This is a genomic window from Acinetobacter sp. A1-4-2, assembly GCF_040233925.1.
In the GTDB taxonomy this organism is placed as follows: Bacteria; Pseudomonadota; Gammaproteobacteria; order Pseudomonadales; family Moraxellaceae; genus Acinetobacter.
In genome coordinates, this window is sequence record NZ_CP157981.1 from 1,895,456 (window position 1) to 1,913,721 (window position 18,266).

Below are 18,266 nucleotides of genomic sequence, written 5' to 3' on the forward strand. Positions count from 1 at the left end.
TAATAATAACGATGCTTATGAGTAATTCAGATATCTTCCAAACACCAACAGAGTTAAAGTTGGAAAAATTAAGCTTCTGCCCAACCAATGCAAAAGGCTTACAAGACTGGGTATGCAATTTATCCATTCTTCAATTGGGGAATTCTTCCAAAGAACTTTTCAATGCCTTGCTGGAAATATCAGAACTTAAATGTCCGGAAATGTTGCGTTTTGACTTGATTCAAATCCTGCATCCTACCCTGGATAATGTTTTAGGCAGCCTGGAAAAGCATTTTTTCAATCAGGGGCTGATGAGCAATGACCGCAGCGACCAGATCATTGAGCTAGCGATGCTGCTACGTAGTCATTTTGCCAAAATTTATATCGATATTTCAAAACGCTGCAACACCCAGCTCAGCATGCAAAAGTTTTCTCTATTTGCATTCAACCAAAAGAAGAGTTTGCAAACAGCCAGAATTGTTTCTACTTATTATGCTTTGCAGCAATTGTCTTTATTGCTTTATCAACAACATTTGCTCTATAGCACGCCTTTATTTGGACAATGGTTAATTGCACATCAGCTGATTGAATGTGCCATTAAAAATAATTTTTATCAAACCAATATCAATCAGATTTTAGACACGCAGCATCCTTTACAAACCGTTGCTCAGGCTTATTCACAACTGGTGTTGCTGGAAATTCTGAATACCCATCAAATTCGGCCTTCTGAAATGCAGGGCTTATATTTATGCAGTTTTGACTGGGCCAAACTGGTTCATGTATTACCCAAAGAAACTTCGCTTTCTCGCTATATTGTCGATATCAATAAAGACTATCCACCTGTTTTTAATATCAATCAGGCCAGTCTTTACAAACCGACTATCTATATTTCAACACAAAATTTATTAGATCATCTGTCTGAAACCCAAACCAAAAAGTCTGGTTATTTATCACGTAATGAAAAGCTATTTTTAACCCCGGCACTGCACTTTCATATTCACAACCTGCTTACCAGCAATACTGAACGCCTTCATGAACGTTATGAATATTCTGCACAATTACAAATCTGTTTTAGTCTTTTGGTGGCACACTTTTACCTCTCTAATGGCAAAAACTTTCATGAAACTCTGGAGTTAGATATCAATTATCAATTCCATAATGAAAGCAGCTTTATTAATTCGATGAATTCGAATATCCCGGCTGAAATGACTACAGCAAAAACTTTGGATCGTGAAGCCAAACAGATTTATTCCGCAGAAGTTCTGGACATCAGTGTCAATGGTTACAGAATTAAATGGAATGGCTCTGCACCTTCGAATTTGAAAACTGGCGAATTTATTTTAATTCAGGAAAATACTCATAGTCCTTGGCGTGGCGGTGTGATCCGCTGGATCAAGCAGTCAACAGCCAAAAGCCTGGAACTGGGACTAGAAGTCTTGGCACAAGATTTATTCCCTTGTGCTGTCATGATCAAAACAGATCGTCATAGCAATAATTACCAGCCTGCCCTAATCGTTCAGTCTAGCCAAGTTGATGAGGTATCCACCAGCCTGATCGTGTCTGGTTCACATATGTTTAGGGAAAAACAAACTATTCATTTACGCTTGGGACGAGAAGAAATAAAAATTTATCTCACCAAAGCACAAATCATTACACAAAGTTTTATCCGTTTTGAGTTCGAATTACTGAATGAGCAACAAGAAAACTTGATCAACAACTTTATTAATAAGCAAACGAATGAAGTCAAGAATCACGATTTATGGGAAGCATTAAAGTGAGAAATCCATTATTGTCTAAAAAGTTAAAACGTACTGAAACACGTTTACTCATTATCGATGATAATCAAATACGTTTTAACCAAATTCGTGACCTTTTAACATCCAGTGAACATTTAGTACATGCAACCTTGCTGGATGATTTACAAAACTTCGAAAAGCAATTACATCACACTTGGGATCTGGTTATTTTTGGTCGTGCTTATGACTTAAAATATGAACAGGCGTTAAGCTTAATCCGCCTGTCCAAGCAACCAAACCTTCCAATGATCCTGCTCAAACCTGATGATTATCAGGCCGATCAATACGCAGGTTATATTCGTAAAGGGATTTATGACATTCTTAATCTGGATTATCCAGATCGTTTTTATATTGGTCTTTTACGTGCCCTTTCACTCAGTCGTTTGCTGCTGACACAACAACATTTAATGGAAGAGCTAGAAACAGCTCAAACCCAGGCCCAGTCTTTAGTTCAAGAGAGCAACAAAGCCATTGCACTGATTCAGGAAGGTATTCATGTCCAAGCAAACTCTGAATATTTAACACTTTTTGGGCTTAATAATGAAGATCAGATTGTTGGACTTCCCTTACTCGACCTACTTCAGCCTAAAAATTTAAATGATTTTAAGTTACGTTTTAAAAAAATTTCACAAGGTCAGTTTGATTTAGGGCGTTTTGAAATCAACAGCTTAAATCATCAAATATCTGTTCCAAACCCGCTTAAAGTTGAGTTTTTACCTTCTACGAATGAAGAAGATGCCGTACAAATTACGATTGATATTGAATCTTCACCATCAGTTCAGCCTACATCTACAACAGCCGATGCTCCAAAGTCCAATACCTATCAACTGATTAATCGTACCATCACTCAACAACCTTCAGATATTAATGCCCTCGTGGTATTTTCCCTGGCTTCTTGTCCTGATAATATTTTTAAAGAGGAGTGGGATACACTCAAAAATTATTCCACTAATATCAAGGATTTTTTAAAAGAGCAAACTCATGCTCCATTATTTCAAACAAGTTTTGGTATTTATGTGGGCTTGTTCCAAGCCGAATCTAAAGCCAAATTAGAGTCCAAACTGATCGGTTTAAGTTCATTAACTAAACCGCAATTATTGTCCATTGATCACACATCCTATCCGCTGAATCTCAGAATTGGCTATACACTGCTCGATACTGAAATACGTGATGAAAAACATTTTGAACAATTTATTGCTACAGCTTACAAGACTGCTTTACCGGAAAATCAGCCGACTCCTGCACTTGAATTAGAAACACCCTTAAACATTCCAAGCATTGAGCTACAGCAACCCGAAATTAAGGCAGTACCTAGTTCACCTGAAGCAACCCTACTCAGAGCCTTGCAACAAAGCTTGGATCGCGGTGAAATTCACCTTAAATATCAACAGCTCTACGATAAGCAAGACACTAATTTATATACTTATGAAGTCACCAGCGGTTTTATTTATGAAAATGCCTGGAAAGATCTGGCTGGCTTAAGAGAACTTGCAGACGATCCTGAGTTATCCATTAAACTGGATCGCTGGATATTAGTGGAATCATGTAAACAACTGCATAATTTCATTACTCAATATCCTGAAGCAAAATTGATTGTGAATTTGAATAAAGCTGTACTATTACACGACCGAAGCTTCCCTGAATTCATTTCCAAACTCATTACCATTGTCCGCAGTAAATTGAAGCATCCATTAGTTTTACAATTTTCAGAAGAAGATATTAGTCAAAATATCTCAGATGCTCAAAAGTATATTGCCCAGTTACGTCAATTTGGCGCTGAAGTTTCCCTCAGAGACTTTGGTAATAGCATTTATAGCGAGTCGATGCTACGTCAACTTGATGTAAATTGTTTAACTTTACATCAGAATTTGACCAAAATGCTGCAAACAGAAAAATCGACGCAAGAATTACAGGAAAAGCTGAGTGCCTTCCAGGAAATTAAAGCTGGCGAAATCATGCTGCGCGATCTCAATGACATGACTCTGTTTGCAAATGCATGGAACGTGGATGCTCGTTTTATTCAGGGCGATTATTTCCAGAAAAAACTGGATCATTTGATTGATGTACAAGACCAATAGGTCTTGTACAAGGTCTGTAATTGAATCATTAATGGAAATGACAGACATAAAAAAAACGGGCAAGAAGCCCGTTTTTTTCATTTTGGGTATTAACGTTTGATAGAACGTGACATACCTGCAAAACGTTGTTTGAATTTGTCGATACGGCCGCCAGTGTCCACGTTCTTTTGTTTACCAGTATAGAATGGGTGGCATGCTGAACATACGTCTAGGTAAATTGTTTCTTTACCAAGCGCTGAACGAGTTTCGATTACGTTACCACATGAACAAGTAGCAACTAATTTTTCATATTTTGGGTGAATATCGGCGCGCATCGTCGATTACTCCTAAGTTAAGAAAGGCTTATGCTGTCATCGCAATTGATCACTCTCATGATTCATGAGGAATAAGCTTGATCCAGGAAAAAGCCAGACCAACACCACAACAGACCATTCTTTTGGCCCACCGAGACGGATACCGTCAGAGCTAAGCACAACAAGTGGGCGCAATTATACGGGAAAAAATAACAGATAGCGAATTATTCTTTACCCTCTTCTATCTCTTTAAACTCATCTACAGGATGTTTTGACCAGTAGTTGGCAATGACTCCACAGACCATAAGCTGAATTTGATGAAAAATCATAATTGGCAAAACAATCATACCCAAAGGCTGGCCAATAAATAAAATTTGTGCCATCGGCACTCCACTAGCCAATGTTTTTTTTGAACTGCAAAAGAACATGGCAATTTGATCTTCCCGGTTAAAACCCAGCCATTTTGGAAGATATAAAGCCAGTAGCATGATGATAGTCAAGAATACTGAACAGGATACGGTCAAAATCAGCAACGTCTGCCAGCTCACTTCTTGCCACAAACCGGCAACTACTGCCCCACTAAATGCCCCATACACCACCATTAAAATAGTGCCCTGATCAAAGGCTTTAACTATACCTGGCTTTTTCAGCATCAAAGGATAAACATATGGTCGCAGGATTTGCCCTAAAATAAACGGCACCAGTAATAACAAGGTGATTTGAACAATCGAGGAAGTTGGATCAAAACCATGCTGTGACTGACCTAGAATAAAGAAACTGACCAATACCGGGGTAATAAACATACCAACGATATTGGAAAATGAAGCACTACACACTGCACTGGCGACATTACCTTTTGCTACCGAAGTAAACGCAATGGAAGATTGCACGGTAGAGGGCAAGAAGCACATAAACAGGAAGCCCCAATACAGTTCCTTACCTAATAGAGGTAACAGAATGGGTTGTGCAAGTAATCCAAGGATAGGAAATAATGCAAAAGTAAATACAAAAACCACCACATGAAACTTCCAGTGCATGATGCCTTGCATCACCGCTTCTCGGGACAGTTTTGCTCCATGTAAAAAAAACAGGATTGCAATGGCAATGCTGGTTAAAATTCCAAAAACATCTGCAGCTCCGCCTGCTACTGGAGCTATACTGGCCAAAATTACCATCACTACCAGCAAAATGGTAAAGCGGTCCAATGCCAACAGTTTTAACATTATTACGTCCTGTAAATGACAGCCAATAAAAAACCCAATAAGTGATTTTACCTTGCGGTAAAGTTTCATCTTACTGGGCTGAATAAATAAAGCCAGTGTTTCAACTCAATGTTGAATATTTAGTTTATCTATATCACTTTATGATGAGACTTCTGTCATCAATTCCTTTTATTTATCCTTATGGGAGAAAAAATAAAAAGAGTGTCAATAATGAGCAAAGAAGTCTGTTAGTTATTTCTGGCATTAACATCTTGCTGAATTAGCTCGATTTTATAGCCGTCTGGATCTTCAACAAAAGCGATCACGGTAACACCACCCTTCATTGGACCAGCTTCACGCACCACCTTACCACCACGTGCCTTGATCTCTTCACAGGCTTTATAGGCATCATCGACCGCAATCGCAATATGGCCATAGCCATTGCCCAGCTCATAACTTTCTGTGTCCCAGTTATGCGTCAATTCCAGTACGGTATGGTTTTCTTCATCACCATAGCCGACAAAAGCCAGAGTGAATCGACCTTCTTCATAATCACGTTTACGAAGCAAAGTCATACCGAGTACTTCAGTATAAAACTTTAAAGATTGTTCCAGATTGCCTACACGTAACATGGTATGCAGCATGCGCATCATTCATTTTCCTATGTTTCAATTTTTACAGACACTATAGGGAGTTGCTGTGGAAAATTCAATTTCGCAATCTGGTAGTAGATATCATTTATTATTCCACGTCCCCATTATTATTACATTTTTAAATCAATATTCTGCTTAACAGCACAGCGCACGATAATGATGGAGTCTTTGCTTAGGCTATTTAAAAAATAAGACTGAACCTTTACTGCAATTTTTAGCCAAAGAAAAAACCCATTTCATCTTCAAGACAAAATGGGTTTTTCATTCATTTTTTTAAAATTTGAGCTTAATTGGACTGTTGCTGATGTTCACGCAACAGCTTCGCCACCCAGACCACCAAGATTAAAATTGGAATGCCAATCAGCGTGGTCATAAGGAAGAAATTCGGATAACCGATATTGGTCACAATGGTTCCTGAGTAGCCGCCTAAAATCTTCGGCGTTAAAGTCATCAGCGAACTGAAAATGGCATATTGTACTGCCGTGAAAGATACACTGGTTAAACTGGACAGGAATGCGATGAATGCTGCACCTGCCAAACCAGATGCCAGGTTATCGACAATAATGGCAAAATATAACCACAGTGAACTATAAGGTTTAATGACCTTGCCGCTAATTTCAACATCGTCAGCCGATTGAACATTGATTGCAGCTAAAGGCTGTACATCAATATCCAGATCTTTGGCTGTAGTTGAGTTCATATCGATAGTATAGCGATGCTGTGCGCTTAAAATGGCTTTGTCATTATCGATCACTTCAGCCACAAGCTGTTTTGATGCTGAATTTACCAGGCTTTCTGCTGGAATAGCGGTGCTAAATACACCTGTTTTGTCCAGATTGGCATCAAATTTTTGACCGTCCAAACTCAGGACAATTTTTTGTGTTTCATTCAAGGGCTGCCCAACATACTGGCCCCGTACCACCAGACTGTTCTGTTGTTCATTTGAAGCAATAACATTATCGCTGGTCACCGGCAGAATTTGCATCATGCCTGATTGAGCACCTTGCTGTTGCGCATTCTGTTTTAAATAGGGAACTGTGCTCACTACTGAGGGTTGTGTATCATCTTGATATTGCACTTGAACCTGTACTGCATTGGCTTGTGCCAAAACCTGACTCGGCACTTTCAGTTTCCAGTAACCCACTTCATCCGATTGAACCTGATACTTGTGCTGACCTACCGTGACTTGAACATCATGGGTTGGCTGGCCTGATTTCACCAAACCGATAAAGATCAGGTTGGTTGAGCTGGCCAAAATTGCACCAACAAACATCAGTTTCATAATGTTCATACGCTGTGCCAACAAGCCACCCAGGAAACCACCGACCAGGCTGAAAATCACCCCGTAAATTTTTACTGCTTCAGCAATCTGCTCTTTACTGAAGTTTAAATCCTGATAGAACACATTAGAGATGACCCCGGCAATAATGTCTGAGATACGATAGAAACCGATGAGCAATAACAGAACCAAAGCCAGCTTTAAGCCATAGCGTCTAAAAAAATCGGCAATCGGGCTGATCCAGGTTTCCATAGCCATTTGCTTGTTGACCGCACCCATCTTGACCAATAATGAGCCAACTAATACAGCTACCGCAGCAGATCCAATAAAACGTAAGCTTTCAAAGCAAAACAACAATAATGAATCGGTAATTGCAAATTGTATCTTAACAGATTCAGTTACAGTTCCAGAAAAAATATAGCTCAATACAAAGCCAATCACGGCAACAAAAAACACGGCCACCAGACGATAGTAATCACTACGCTTATAATCCTTATAACTACGATCAACCTTCGGTTCACGAATCACTAAAGTGGTGATAATTCCGACCAGCATGACTGCTGCCATAACCAAATAAGTGATTTTCCAGGCGCTATAAATATAGTTTCCCTTAGCCGTTCCAAGTGAGGCCGCAAGGAACAATGCACCTGCTCCAGCCACAATCATGCCGATGCGATAACCTGCATTATAAGTCGAGGCAAGCACTGTCTGCATTTCAGTTTCTGCAAGTTCGATACGATAGGCATCAATCACAATATCCTGAGTTGCTGCAGAGAAACCCAGTAATACAGCTCCTGCTGCCATCTGATATAAATAACCCTGACCGAGTGCTGGATTAGAAAAAGCCATCGTACAAATGGCACTGATAATTAAGACTTGTGCAATGAGCAACCAGGCCCGACGTCGCCCCAGCTTTTGGGTCAAAAATGGCACCGGCAACTCATCAATCAAAGGTGCCCAGACAAATTTGAATGAATAGCCCAGGGCTGCCCAGCTAAAAAAGGTTACTGCACTTTTTTCAATGCCGGCTTCACCTAGCCATAAAGACAGACTGGAAAAGATCAAAAGAATGGGAATACCGGCTGAAAAGCCTAAAAACAGCATGATCAATGCACGACGATCGAGAAAAGCAGTAAAGGCAGATTTCCACCCTGTAGATTGTGTTGTCATTACGTTGTTTTTTTCTGCAAAACTGAATGCTGCTATTCAAACGCTTAATAAGTTCAGTTTCAACAATAATTGTGAAATCATTATTTTATTTTGTCGATAAAAACGACCTGCGCGCTTGAATTTTTCAACTAAACCTGTATACCTTAAAGCTCTATTGCAATATTTTAGTTTTGGATTTAAACAGTGCCCCAAAAACTCGATCAAATGAATTCTTCATTATCTGCAACAACTACAGTGACTCAACCAGACCCTCTACAAAGCAGTTTAATTTCAGCATTCGATCAACCGGAAATTCAAAACACACTAACCAAAACACAGCTTCAGCCCAAGCAACTGACGCATATTCCCAATCTTGAAAAAATTCCTGCGTCAACACGAAGAATCAAACCGCTCAATGACTTTCTTGGGCAAGATCGCGCACGTGCCTCGGTTGAAGCAGGCATCGCCTTGCCTTACTCGGGCTATAATATTTTTGCAGTCGGTACAGCAGGCTTAGGTAAACGCACCATGATCAAGCGTTTACTGCAACAGCATGCCAAGACCATGCAAACCCCGAATGACTGGGTCTATGTCAACAATTTCAAGTTTCCCCGTCAGCCGATCGCACTTGAACTGCCGCCAGGACAAGCGCCTAAATTCCAGGCTTTGCTGCATCAAACCTGGCAAACCATTTTAAAACAGCTGGAACGGCGCTTTACTGCGGAAACCTATCACAACCGTATTGAAATGATTCGCGAGCAAACTGGCGATGAACAGCAATCGGCCCTGGTTGAACTGACCAAGGAAGGTGCAGATTTCGATTTAAAACTGATTTCTCAAGACGATGAGCACTGTTTCGTGCCGGTCCATCTGAAAGACAACGAATATCAGGAAATGTCCAAAGAAGACATTAATGCCCTGAATAGCAAACAGCGCGCAGAGATTGCATCGAATATTCGTTACATGAATAAGAAACTGGAGCGTTTGGGCCTGCATTTAGGTGATTTGGAAGATGATGCTCGGGATAAAGTCCAGCATCTCAACCGTGACATTGCCAAACAGGTGGTGTTGCCGCGTATTGATGTTATTCAGAACAAATATCCTGATGTCCAAGGCTTGACTGAATATCTGCAATATTATGCGGAAGATATTATCAATAACGTAGAAATCATTCTTGAACAAGAAGAGGATGATTTCGCTCCTGGTATCTTCAGTCGTGTGCCTTCACGTTATCAAGCCAATATCATCGTTTCCTACAAGCCGAATAGCGGTGCGCCCGTCATTTTTGAAGACTTCCCGACCCACTACAACTTGTTAGGACACGTGGAACAGCTTACTCAAAATGGCACCATCACCACCGACTTTACCCTGATTCGTCCGGGTTCACTACATCGGGCGAATGGCGGTTTTCTGATACTCGAAGCTGAACAACTGCTGGAACAGCCTTATGCATGGCAAGGTTTAAAACGTGCCCTGAAATCCGGAAAATTAAAGCTGTCCTCGCTGGAACATATGCTGACCTTAACCGGCAGCATCTCCATCGAACCACAAGCGATTCCATTAAATATTAAAGTGATTTTGCTTGCAGAACCTGAAATTTATTATGAAATTTTAGAACTGGAACCTGAACTTGGCAGCGTGTTTAAAATTCGTGCCGATTTCACCGATACATTACAACGTAATGACATTAACGAACAAGCCTATATGCAACTGATTGCAGACTATGTTCAGGCTGACAAACTGTTACCTTTTGACCGTTCTGCACTAGCAGCATTGCTCACCGACTCAAGCCGTCAGGCGGAAGATCAAAGTTCATTGTCATTGCATGCCTTAACTTTGGGGGATCTGATCCGGGAAGCCCATCATCATGCAGCGCAAGCCGGTGATAAAACCGTCTCAGAAAAACATATCAATACCGCACTTGATCATCGCAAGTATCGACTAGGTTATTTACGTGAATTGTACTGGCAAGATTTAACGCGTGGCACGCAGTTAATCGAAACCAAAGGTCACCGTTTGGGTCAAATTAATGCCCTGTCGGTGATTCAGTATGCCGATGTCGAATTTGGCTTGCCTTCACGTTTGACTGCATCGGTCTATCAAGGTGGCGGTGACATTCTGGATATCGAACGTAGTGTCGAACTGGGCGGCTCACTGCATGCCAAAGGCATATTGCTGATGTCGAGCTTCCTGAAAGCTCACTTTGGGCGTGAACAGATGCTGCACTTCTCGGCTGCACTCGCCTTTGAACAAAGTTATGGTCAAATCGACGGTGACAGCGCAACCGTAGCTGAGCTTTCTGCCCTTATTTCTGCCATTAGCCAGTTACCGATTGACCAGTCCTGGGCCATTACCGGCTCCATGAACCAGTTGGGTCAGGTTCAACCAATTGGGGGTGTCAATGCCAAAATTGAAGGTTTCTATGATGCCTGCAAGCTGCAAGGCTTAACAGGCAAACAGGGAGTGATTATTCCACATCAAAATATGGAACACCTGATGTTACGTCATGATGTGATTGAAGCTGTGGCCAAAGGTCAGTTCCATATTCACGCCATTGAAACCATTGACCAGGCTCTAGAAATTTTAATGGCACGTCCTGTCGGCACACTGAATAAAAAAGGCCGTTACAGTAAAGGTTCCATTTATGCAGCAGTCATGGCGCAATTAGAATATTGGCAGGCGCTTGAAGATGGTGCCGAACTGGAAGAAGAACCGAAGAAAAAGAAAAAAAAGAAGAAAGACAAGAAAAAAACCAAAGGTGAAGCATCTGCCAATCAAGCTGTAACCACTGCAGCAGTTGAGCCGAAAGCCAATGAGCAAGACCCGCTCACAGAAAAAGCATGATTTTTTCTGAGATATAAAAAAGCGCCTTCAAGGCGCTTTTTTTAATTCAACTTCACATCACTGAATTAAGCTTCAGGTGCCGGGCTGTACTGTTCGACCAAAGGTTTTAACTCACCTTTTTGGAACATATCCAGCATGATATCGCTACCACCGATCAATTCACCATTGATCCACAATTGTGGGAACGTAGGCCAGTTGGCAATTTTCGGTAAAGTTGCACGGATATCCGGGTTTTCCAAAATGTTGACATAAGCAAATGGACGACCAATTTGACTGAGTGCTTCTACTGCACGTGCAGAGAAACCACATTGTGGAAATTGTGGTGTACCTTTCATGTAAAGTAATACTGCATGTTTAGCAATTTGGTCACGAATTAACGCTTCAGTATCGCGTACTTGTTCAGTCATTGATAAATCCTCAACTAATCTGCCTCGCATTATACCCAAAACTGGAGGAAACAGTATGTCTAAAGCAATAATTCCATTTTTATTTACATTTGGGCTTTTAATCTGTCCTGGATTTTGCTTATATAAACTTTTATTTTTCCCTCCTAACAGATAAGAGTTAGTCATGAATAACATTACCCTTGCTCCTGTGCAAACTGATCAACCATCTCATTTGATGCCGGTATTTGGCCGTCAGCCGATCAGCTTTGTCCGAGGACGAGGTTCTTATCTTTATACTGAAGACGGTACTGAATATTTAGATGCATTGACCGGTATTGCAGTATGTGGCTTGGGTCACTCACACCCTGCGGTAACTGAAGCAATTGCTGAACAAGCCGCTACCCTGATTCATACCAGCAACATTTTTGAAGTACCTTGGCAAACCGCTGCTGCACAGAAACTGGCTGAAGTTTCAGGTATGGAAGAAATTTTCTTCTCGAATAGTGGTGCAGAATCAAATGAAGGTGCAATTAAAATTGCGCGTAAATTTGGTCATATGCAAGGGGTAGCCACACCTAAAATCATTGTTGCAGATCATTCTTTCCACGGTCGTACTCTGGCGACCCTGTCAGCAACGGGTAACAAAAAGGTTCAGGAAGGTTTTGCGCCTTTGGTTGAAGGTTTTATCCGTGTGCCATTTGGTGATATCGAAGCAATTGAAGAAGCGGCCATCCATCATCCGGACATCGTTGCGATTTTAGTTGAACCAATTCAAGGTGAAGGGGGTGTCAATACCGCCCCTCAAGGTTTTAGCTACCTGGAAGAAATCCGTCAAATCTGTAACCAGCACAACTGGCTAATGATGCTGGACGAAGTTCAAACGGGTAATGGCCGTACCGGTAAATACTTTGCTTATCAGCACACCAATATTGTTCCAGATGTACTCACCACTGCCAAAGGGCTAGGCAATGGTTTCCCGATTGGTGCGGTGATGACTCAAGGCCGTGGCGTTGGTGTTTTAACTGCCGGCAACCATGGTTCAACTTATAGTGGTACTGCCTTGGGTTCACGTGTGGTTTATACGGTTATTGATACCATTCAAAAAGAACATCTGGTTGAAAATGCCGCAAAAATGGGAAGTTATATCGTTGAGCAGTTAACCCAGCAACTGGCTGATCAAAACGTTAGCGTTCGTGGTTTTGGTCTGATGATTGGTATTGAGTTACCAAAAGCTTGTGGCGAATTGGTCAATGTGGCACGTGATGAATATCATTTAATTATCAATGTGACTGCAGGTTCTGTAATTCGTTTATTACCGCCACTCAACATTAGCCAACAACAGGCTGATCAGTTGATTGAACGTCTGGTTAAAATGATCAAGGCTTATTTAGCTTAAGCCTTCAATCCAGTCTAAAAAAGCCGCTAATCGCGGCTTTTTTATGCTTCATTTTTATGAAACTGCCTGGTAAATTCTTCCGCCGGGTAACTGGCTAAAGTATTGTTTTAATGCATCCAAACAACGATGAACCTTCATGGGTTGCTGATCTTTTTTTGCCGTGATGGCATATAAAGTGAAATTTTCCAGTTTCCACTCTGGTAAAACCTCCACCAGAGCACCATTCATTAAATCCTTTTGTACATCCAGATATAAAATTCGTGCAATACCATGCCCTTGCAAACATAATGATTTTGCAACCAGGACATTATTGGTACTTAAACGTGATTTCATTTCCAGATTCACTGTTTTATCTGACGCCGCATGTTGAAATGAAAAATGTTGATAATTTTTCATAATATTGATTGGAATCAGGTCATGATGGTTTAAATCTTCAGGCCGCGATACAGGCGCCGACTGATTCAAATAACTTGGAGAAGCCACCAACACCTGCTCTACCAGAGCCAGAGGCATCACATTCAAATGATGATCTTCTATTTTTGGGCTCATGCGTAAAGCGATATCGATACGCCCTTCAAGTATATCAATATATTGATTATCGGCTTCTAAATGGACTGCTAAACCACGATGTGCCTGCATCCAGTGAGACAATGCAGGAATCACATGATTGGCACCAAGTTCCGGGGTTGTAGCAATGCGTAAATCCCCCACCAAGTCATCGCGTAACTCGTTGATACGGATTTTCCCACGCTCTGCAGCGGCAAGCATTTCTTGACAGCTGTGGAAAAAAGCCTGTCCAGCTTCAGTCAAATTCAATTTTCTTGTAGATCGATGTAGAAGTGTCACTTCCATTTCATTTTCTAAAGAACGAATTTGCTGACTCACGGCGCTGGTCGTGATTCCTAACTCACGTGCAGCACCGCTAAACGAGTTTTTTTCAACAACACAAGCAAACACACCCATTGCTCGAAGTTGATCTAACATAAATTTCCCTCTGAACTTATAATTACTTTATCTTTCCGATAAAAGCAACTCATTGTATTATACGGCGAAATTTATGTTTTGTATTTGTAAAATTTAATTTATTGGTAAAACGATGGTCGGATTGATAGGTTTACCATTTAAACGCACCTGAAACTCCAGCATAGTACGATTTGTACCCGTTGAACCCATTTCAGCAATTTTCTGCCCTGCTGTCACATTCTGGCCACTGCTCACATTCATTTTGCTGTTGTGGGCATAAGCGGTAATGTAGCCATCGATATGCTTGATCAGAACTAAATTGCCATATTCTTTCAAACCATCAGCCGCATAGACCACTTGACCATCAGCCGCAGCAAAAACCGCATCTCCAGTATTACCACCATAACGAATACCCTTTACATTTGCAGCCACATTAAAGTTTGCAATGACTGCGCCATTACTTGGTTTTACCCAGCGCAAAGCAGAGACTTTCGAAGATGCTACGGGGGCAGTCGCCGTGGTTGCAGGAACTGTAGTTTTAGCCGGTGTAGTCGGAAGTTGAACGGTTTGACGCTGAATCGGTGCGGCTTGGGTCACCGCTTGTGTAGTGGTGGTGCGACGTGAGCCTGAATCTTTTAAACGTAAAGATTGACCGACATAAATGCGATAGGGTGGCGCTATATCGTTCATATCGGCAACACTGGTATAAGACAGACCATAACGTGCAGCAATTCCGCTTAATGTATCTCCAGATCGAACCGTATAGTAATCCGGTGCAGCCGCATAACGTGTCGCATTATGAACTTGTGGTTTTGAAGCACAGCCACTCAAAATGGCTGTGGCAATAACAGCTGTAGACAAGACCATGGTTTTCAACAAACCCACAGGCGCAGCAAATAAGCGATATGGTGACACCAAGTGCATTAATCTTCCTCTCTACACATTAAGTCTATTTATTGGTTTGCACTAAGATTAGCAAAAAAGCATCTGAAAAATAGGGTCAATTCTGCTTTTTCACAAAGTTATAACACTACTGGGCATTATTTGGAAAACTCTGCATGTAATGTGTGCAAAATCTCATAATTTGTCGCGTCCATTTGAATTGGCGTAATGCTGACATAGCCATTTGCCACCGCAAAAAAATCCGATTCTATTTCAGTTAAACCTTTTTTAGGTTCAGCGACAGCCTCACCTGACAAACCAATCCAATAAACCTGACGTCCACGTGGGTCTACATGACTGCTAATCGGTTTAGATTGACTGCGACGTCCCTGATAAGTAATTTTCGAACCTCTCAATTCAGATATATCTGGAATATTCACGTTAAAAATATGACGTGGCGGTAAAGTCGGCAAACCCTGGGCAATAAAATCATGCACCCATTTTGCTGCTACGGCATAATCATTTGGATTGTCATAAGAACGGACATTGGGACCGGCCATGGAGACGGCAATAGCCGGTTGTTTCATTAGGCGGCCTTCGAACGCGGCTCCGACAGTACCAGAATAAAGCACATCATCACCCAGATTTGCCCCACTGTTAATTCCGCTGACCACCAGATCAAATTCAAAATCAAATAAGCCGTTCATGGACAGATATACACAATCTGCGGGTGTTCCATTGACTGCCCAGACATCTGCTGAAATTTGAACAGGTCGTAAAGGACGATCTAAGGTAAGTGCACTGGAAAAACCACTGCGTTCACTTTCTGGAGCAACGATGACTACACGACCAAGCGGAGCCAAAGCTTGAGCCAAGGCCTGAATACCGGGAGCAAAAACACCATCATCATTGGCAATTAATATATTCACTTAAACATCTCTTAACGGTTAAAAATGACTAATCAGAACATTTGATTGAATTGTATAGAAAATTATATATATTTGACGCTCAACATCCATTCAAAAAGTGTGATTTAAAAATGACTAAAAGCATATCATTTCGTGGCTTATTGGGGTTAGGCATTGCGGCATTATTATCTTCTACTGTGTTAGCCAATGACGGTTTATCTCTGGAAGAAGCCAATACAATTGTGAAAGAAGACCTTGCTTCAACTCAAGTGATGGCTGAAGTATGTCCTACCATTATTGGTAAAAATGCAAAATTTGATCAAAATATTCAACTGTTGATTAAGGCCTATCTGCAAGACTATTCAGATCAATCAATGACTTTTGATAAAATTCAAGCAGATTCAGAGTATAAATCTGTTCTGGAGGAAGCTCGCCAAGCTGCAAAAGAAACCAGTAAAGATGAACAAAAATCGGTTTGCGAAGATGTTGTAAATTATCAGGTTTGATCATTAGGTCTTGTTTTATATAAGTTATCTAAAATATTAAACCTCTTATTATGACCACAGGCATAAAGAAGATTCCTCTTTATGCCTTTTTTAATCCTTTGCTGTTTTCATATTTTTTTGATGAACGTCATCATTTTCAACAGCTTTAATACATTTGTGTACTTACAATTACCCCAAATACCGTTAATCTTATTTTTATTATTGTGATGTTTTTAAATCATTCAGGTCTGTTTAATGAAATTATCTATGCTTAAACCGCTTTCTTTGGGACTGTTAACCACTGCTGCCATGACCCTGTCTATGATTCATGCAGCCACACCAGATGAAAATATTGAAGTGACGCCACTACAAAAAGTCACCCAGCAAGAGCTGGCAGCCATTTATGTACTTTCAGAAGTATGTCCAGATTTAGTGAATGATCGCGCTCAATTTGAACAAGGTTATGCCAAGCTGGCACAAGAATATTTACCTGCCGACAATAATGCGGTTTCGAGCCTGGCTAAACTCAGCCAAGAGAAAAAATTTGAGCCTGTTTTAGCTGAAGCACGTAACGATGCAAAAAAAGCTGGAGATGCAAAAAATCAGGAAATTTGCCAAGAACTCACCACATACAGCAAATAACACAAATTGGTTACAATACTTTTGAAAATAAGCTGATTTCCCCCATAGAAGTCAGCTTTGCTTTGTCCTAAAATGCAAAGCTCTTTGTGCTTATTATTAAGATATTGGAACCACCCAGAATGACCCACAAAAGCGCCCTTGCTGCATTATTACTATTGCCGAGCTTCACATACGCAGCAACTGTCTTATCTGCACCGCCAGAACTCAATAATAAATCTTATGTTTTAATGGATTATGAGACAGGGCAAATCCTCGCATCAAAAAATGAAAATGAAAAATTAGCACCTGCTTCAATGACCAAGATGATGACCAGCTATATCATCGAACAAAAGTTATTGAGCGGTGAACTCACTGAAAATGAAAAAGTTCGTATGAACGAATCTGCGTGGTGTCGTGGTAGCAGCACGGAATCATGTATGTATGTTCCGCTTAACGGGACTGCAACAGCACTGGAAATGCTGCGTGGGATTATCATTCAGTCTGGTAACGATGCCTCTAAAGCTATGGCAGAACATATTGCCGGCAATGAAGGTACCTTTGCGCACATGATGAATCAGGAAGCAAAACGTATTGGCATGACCAATACCAGCTTCATCAATGCAACGGGTATGCCTGCAGAAGGTCACTACTCGACTGCCAAAGATATGGCAACACTTGCGCAACATATCATTCATGACAGTTCAAAATATTACCCAATCTACTCTGAAAAAGAATTTAGCTTTAACAGCATTAAACAAGGTAACCGTAATGCCTTGCTTTATACAGACCCAAGTGTAGACGGTTTAAAAACAGGTCATACTGAAGAAGCTGGCTATTGCTTAACCACTTCCGCTAAACGTGGCCCAATGCGTTTAATTTCCGTGATTTTTGGCGCACCAAGCATGAACGAACGTGCCTCACAAACACGTGAAATTTTGGCTTGGGGTTATGCAAACTTTGAAACTGTTAAGGTTCAACCTGCCAATCAGGTTTTAGCCAAGTCAAAAGTTTGGTATGGCAAAAGCAATGATGTTCAAATTGGTCTGGCAGAAAACTTTAACGTGACCATGCCTAAAGGCGAAGCCAATGCTATTAAAACTCAATTGGTGGTTCAACCTAAACTGACTGCACCACTTAAAAAAGGTCAAGTAGTCGGTAAATATGTAGCTACCTTGAACGGTAAAGTGATTGCAGAAAAACCGCTGGTTGCCCTTCAAGCTGTTGAAGAAGCTGGTTTCTTTGCAAAAATGATTGATCACATCAAACAATTCTTCGCAAACTTGTTCTAAGTACAGCTTTAGACTTAAGTTAAAGCATCCACACTTCGGTCTGGATGCTTTTTTATTTTATAA

Annotated in this window: 15 protein-coding genes; 7 read left to right on the forward strand and 8 right to left on the reverse strand. The window is 40.9% G+C overall.

Annotated features, from left to right (window positions below; translation table 11 throughout):
- Positions 1 to 11: 11 nt before the first annotated feature.
- Both ABJ384_RS09370 and ABJ384_RS09375 read left to right on the forward strand, forming a co-directional pair.
- Positions 12 to 1,757 carry a GTPase gene (locus ABJ384_RS09370; protein ID WP_349926959.1) on the forward strand — a complete coding sequence of 582 codons (1,746 nt, stop codon included), beginning with the start codon at positions 12 to 14 and terminating at the stop codon, positions 1,755 to 1,757.
- A complete protein-coding gene (locus ABJ384_RS09375) occupies positions 1,739 to 3,853 on the forward strand; it encodes an EAL domain-containing protein (RefSeq protein WP_349926961.1) in 2,115 nt (704 codons plus the stop codon). The genes ABJ384_RS09370 and ABJ384_RS09375 overlap by 19 nt, the downstream gene beginning before the upstream one ends.
- A gap of 89 nt (positions 3,854 to 3,942) precedes the next feature.
- On the opposite strand, the gene rpmE is transcribed toward ABJ384_RS09375, so the two are convergent.
- The 4 genes from rpmE to ABJ384_RS09395 all read right to left on the reverse strand — a co-directional run bounded on the left by rpmE (position 3,943) and on the right by ABJ384_RS09395 (position 8,450).
- Entirely contained in the window at positions 3,943 to 4,167 is a 225-nt protein-coding gene (gene rpmE, locus ABJ384_RS09380) for a 50S ribosomal protein L31 (RefSeq protein WP_001200845.1), read from the reverse strand.
- A gap of 203 nt (positions 4,168 to 4,370) precedes the next feature.
- Positions 4,371 to 5,369 carry a bile acid:sodium symporter family protein gene (locus ABJ384_RS09385; RefSeq protein ID WP_349926963.1) on the reverse strand — a complete coding sequence of 333 codons (999 nt, stop codon included), beginning with the start codon at positions 5,367 to 5,369 and terminating at the stop codon, positions 4,371 to 4,373.
- Between the two features lie 227 nt (positions 5,370 to 5,596).
- On the reverse strand, positions 5,597 to 5,998 hold the full coding sequence (gene gloA, locus ABJ384_RS09390) for a lactoylglutathione lyase (protein ID WP_166166964.1): 402 nt from the start codon (positions 5,996 to 5,998) through the stop codon (positions 5,597 to 5,599).
- 289 nt (positions 5,999 to 6,287) lie between these two features.
- On the reverse strand, positions 6,288 to 8,450 hold the full coding sequence (locus ABJ384_RS09395) for an MFS transporter (protein ID WP_349926965.1): 2,163 nt from the start codon (positions 8,448 to 8,450) through the stop codon (positions 6,288 to 6,290).
- A 183-nt stretch (positions 8,451 to 8,633) separates the two neighbouring features.
- Between ABJ384_RS09395 and ABJ384_RS09400 the strand changes: the two genes are divergently transcribed.
- The gene (locus ABJ384_RS09400; protein WP_349926967.1) at positions 8,634 to 11,273 is read left to right on the forward strand and encodes an ATP-binding protein; all 2,640 of its coding nucleotides are present in this window, start codon (positions 8,634 to 8,636) and stop codon (positions 11,271 to 11,273) included.
- 65 nt (positions 11,274 to 11,338) lie between these two features.
- On the opposite strand, the gene grxD is transcribed toward ABJ384_RS09400, so the two are convergent.
- Positions 11,339 to 11,680: a Grx4 family monothiol glutaredoxin gene (gene grxD / locus ABJ384_RS09405; RefSeq protein ID WP_086175639.1), complete on the reverse strand. Its 342-nt coding sequence runs from the start codon at positions 11,678 to 11,680 to the stop codon at positions 11,339 to 11,341.
- A gap of 163 nt (positions 11,681 to 11,843) precedes the next feature.
- Between grxD and ABJ384_RS09410 the strand changes: the two genes are divergently transcribed.
- Positions 11,844 to 13,055 (forward strand): aspartate aminotransferase family protein, encoded by a 1,212-nt coding sequence (locus ABJ384_RS09410; RefSeq protein WP_349926969.1) that lies wholly within the window; start codon positions 11,844 to 11,846, stop codon positions 13,053 to 13,055.
- 54 nt (positions 13,056 to 13,109) lie between these two features.
- On the opposite strand, the gene ABJ384_RS09415 is transcribed toward ABJ384_RS09410, so the two are convergent.
- From ABJ384_RS09415 to surE, 3 genes are all read right to left on the reverse strand, one after another.
- Positions 13,110 to 14,039 (reverse strand): LysR family transcriptional regulator, encoded by a 930-nt coding sequence (locus tag ABJ384_RS09415; protein ID WP_166166970.1) that lies wholly within the window; start codon positions 14,037 to 14,039, stop codon positions 13,110 to 13,112.
- Positions 14,040 to 14,132: 93 nt separating this feature from the next.
- The gene (locus ABJ384_RS09420; RefSeq protein WP_166166973.1) at positions 14,133 to 14,942 is read right to left on the reverse strand and encodes a peptidoglycan DD-metalloendopeptidase family protein; all 810 of its coding nucleotides are present in this window, start codon (positions 14,940 to 14,942) and stop codon (positions 14,133 to 14,135) included.
- A 116-nt stretch (positions 14,943 to 15,058) separates the two neighbouring features.
- Entirely contained in the window at positions 15,059 to 15,829 is a 771-nt protein-coding gene (surE, locus tag ABJ384_RS09425) for a 5'/3'-nucleotidase SurE (RefSeq protein WP_166166976.1), read from the reverse strand.
- A gap of 110 nt (positions 15,830 to 15,939) precedes the next feature.
- Between surE and ABJ384_RS09430 the strand changes: the two genes are divergently transcribed.
- The 3 genes from ABJ384_RS09430 to dacC all read left to right on the forward strand — a co-directional run bounded on the left by ABJ384_RS09430 (position 15,940) and on the right by dacC (position 18,203).
- The gene (locus tag ABJ384_RS09430; RefSeq protein WP_349926972.1) at positions 15,940 to 16,314 is read left to right on the forward strand and encodes a hypothetical protein; all 375 of its coding nucleotides are present in this window, start codon (positions 15,940 to 15,942) and stop codon (positions 16,312 to 16,314) included.
- A 234-nt stretch (positions 16,315 to 16,548) separates the two neighbouring features.
- On the forward strand, positions 16,549 to 16,935 hold the full coding sequence (locus ABJ384_RS09435; RefSeq protein ID WP_086195657.1) for a hypothetical protein: 387 nt from the start codon (positions 16,549 to 16,551) through the stop codon (positions 16,933 to 16,935).
- A gap of 119 nt (positions 16,936 to 17,054) precedes the next feature.
- Positions 17,055 to 18,203, forward strand: a complete 1,149-nt coding sequence (gene dacC / locus ABJ384_RS09440) for a D-alanyl-D-alanine carboxypeptidase PBP5/6 (protein WP_349926973.1) — start codon at positions 17,055 to 17,057, stop codon at positions 18,201 to 18,203.
- The last annotated feature ends 63 nt before the right edge of the window (positions 18,204 to 18,266 follow it).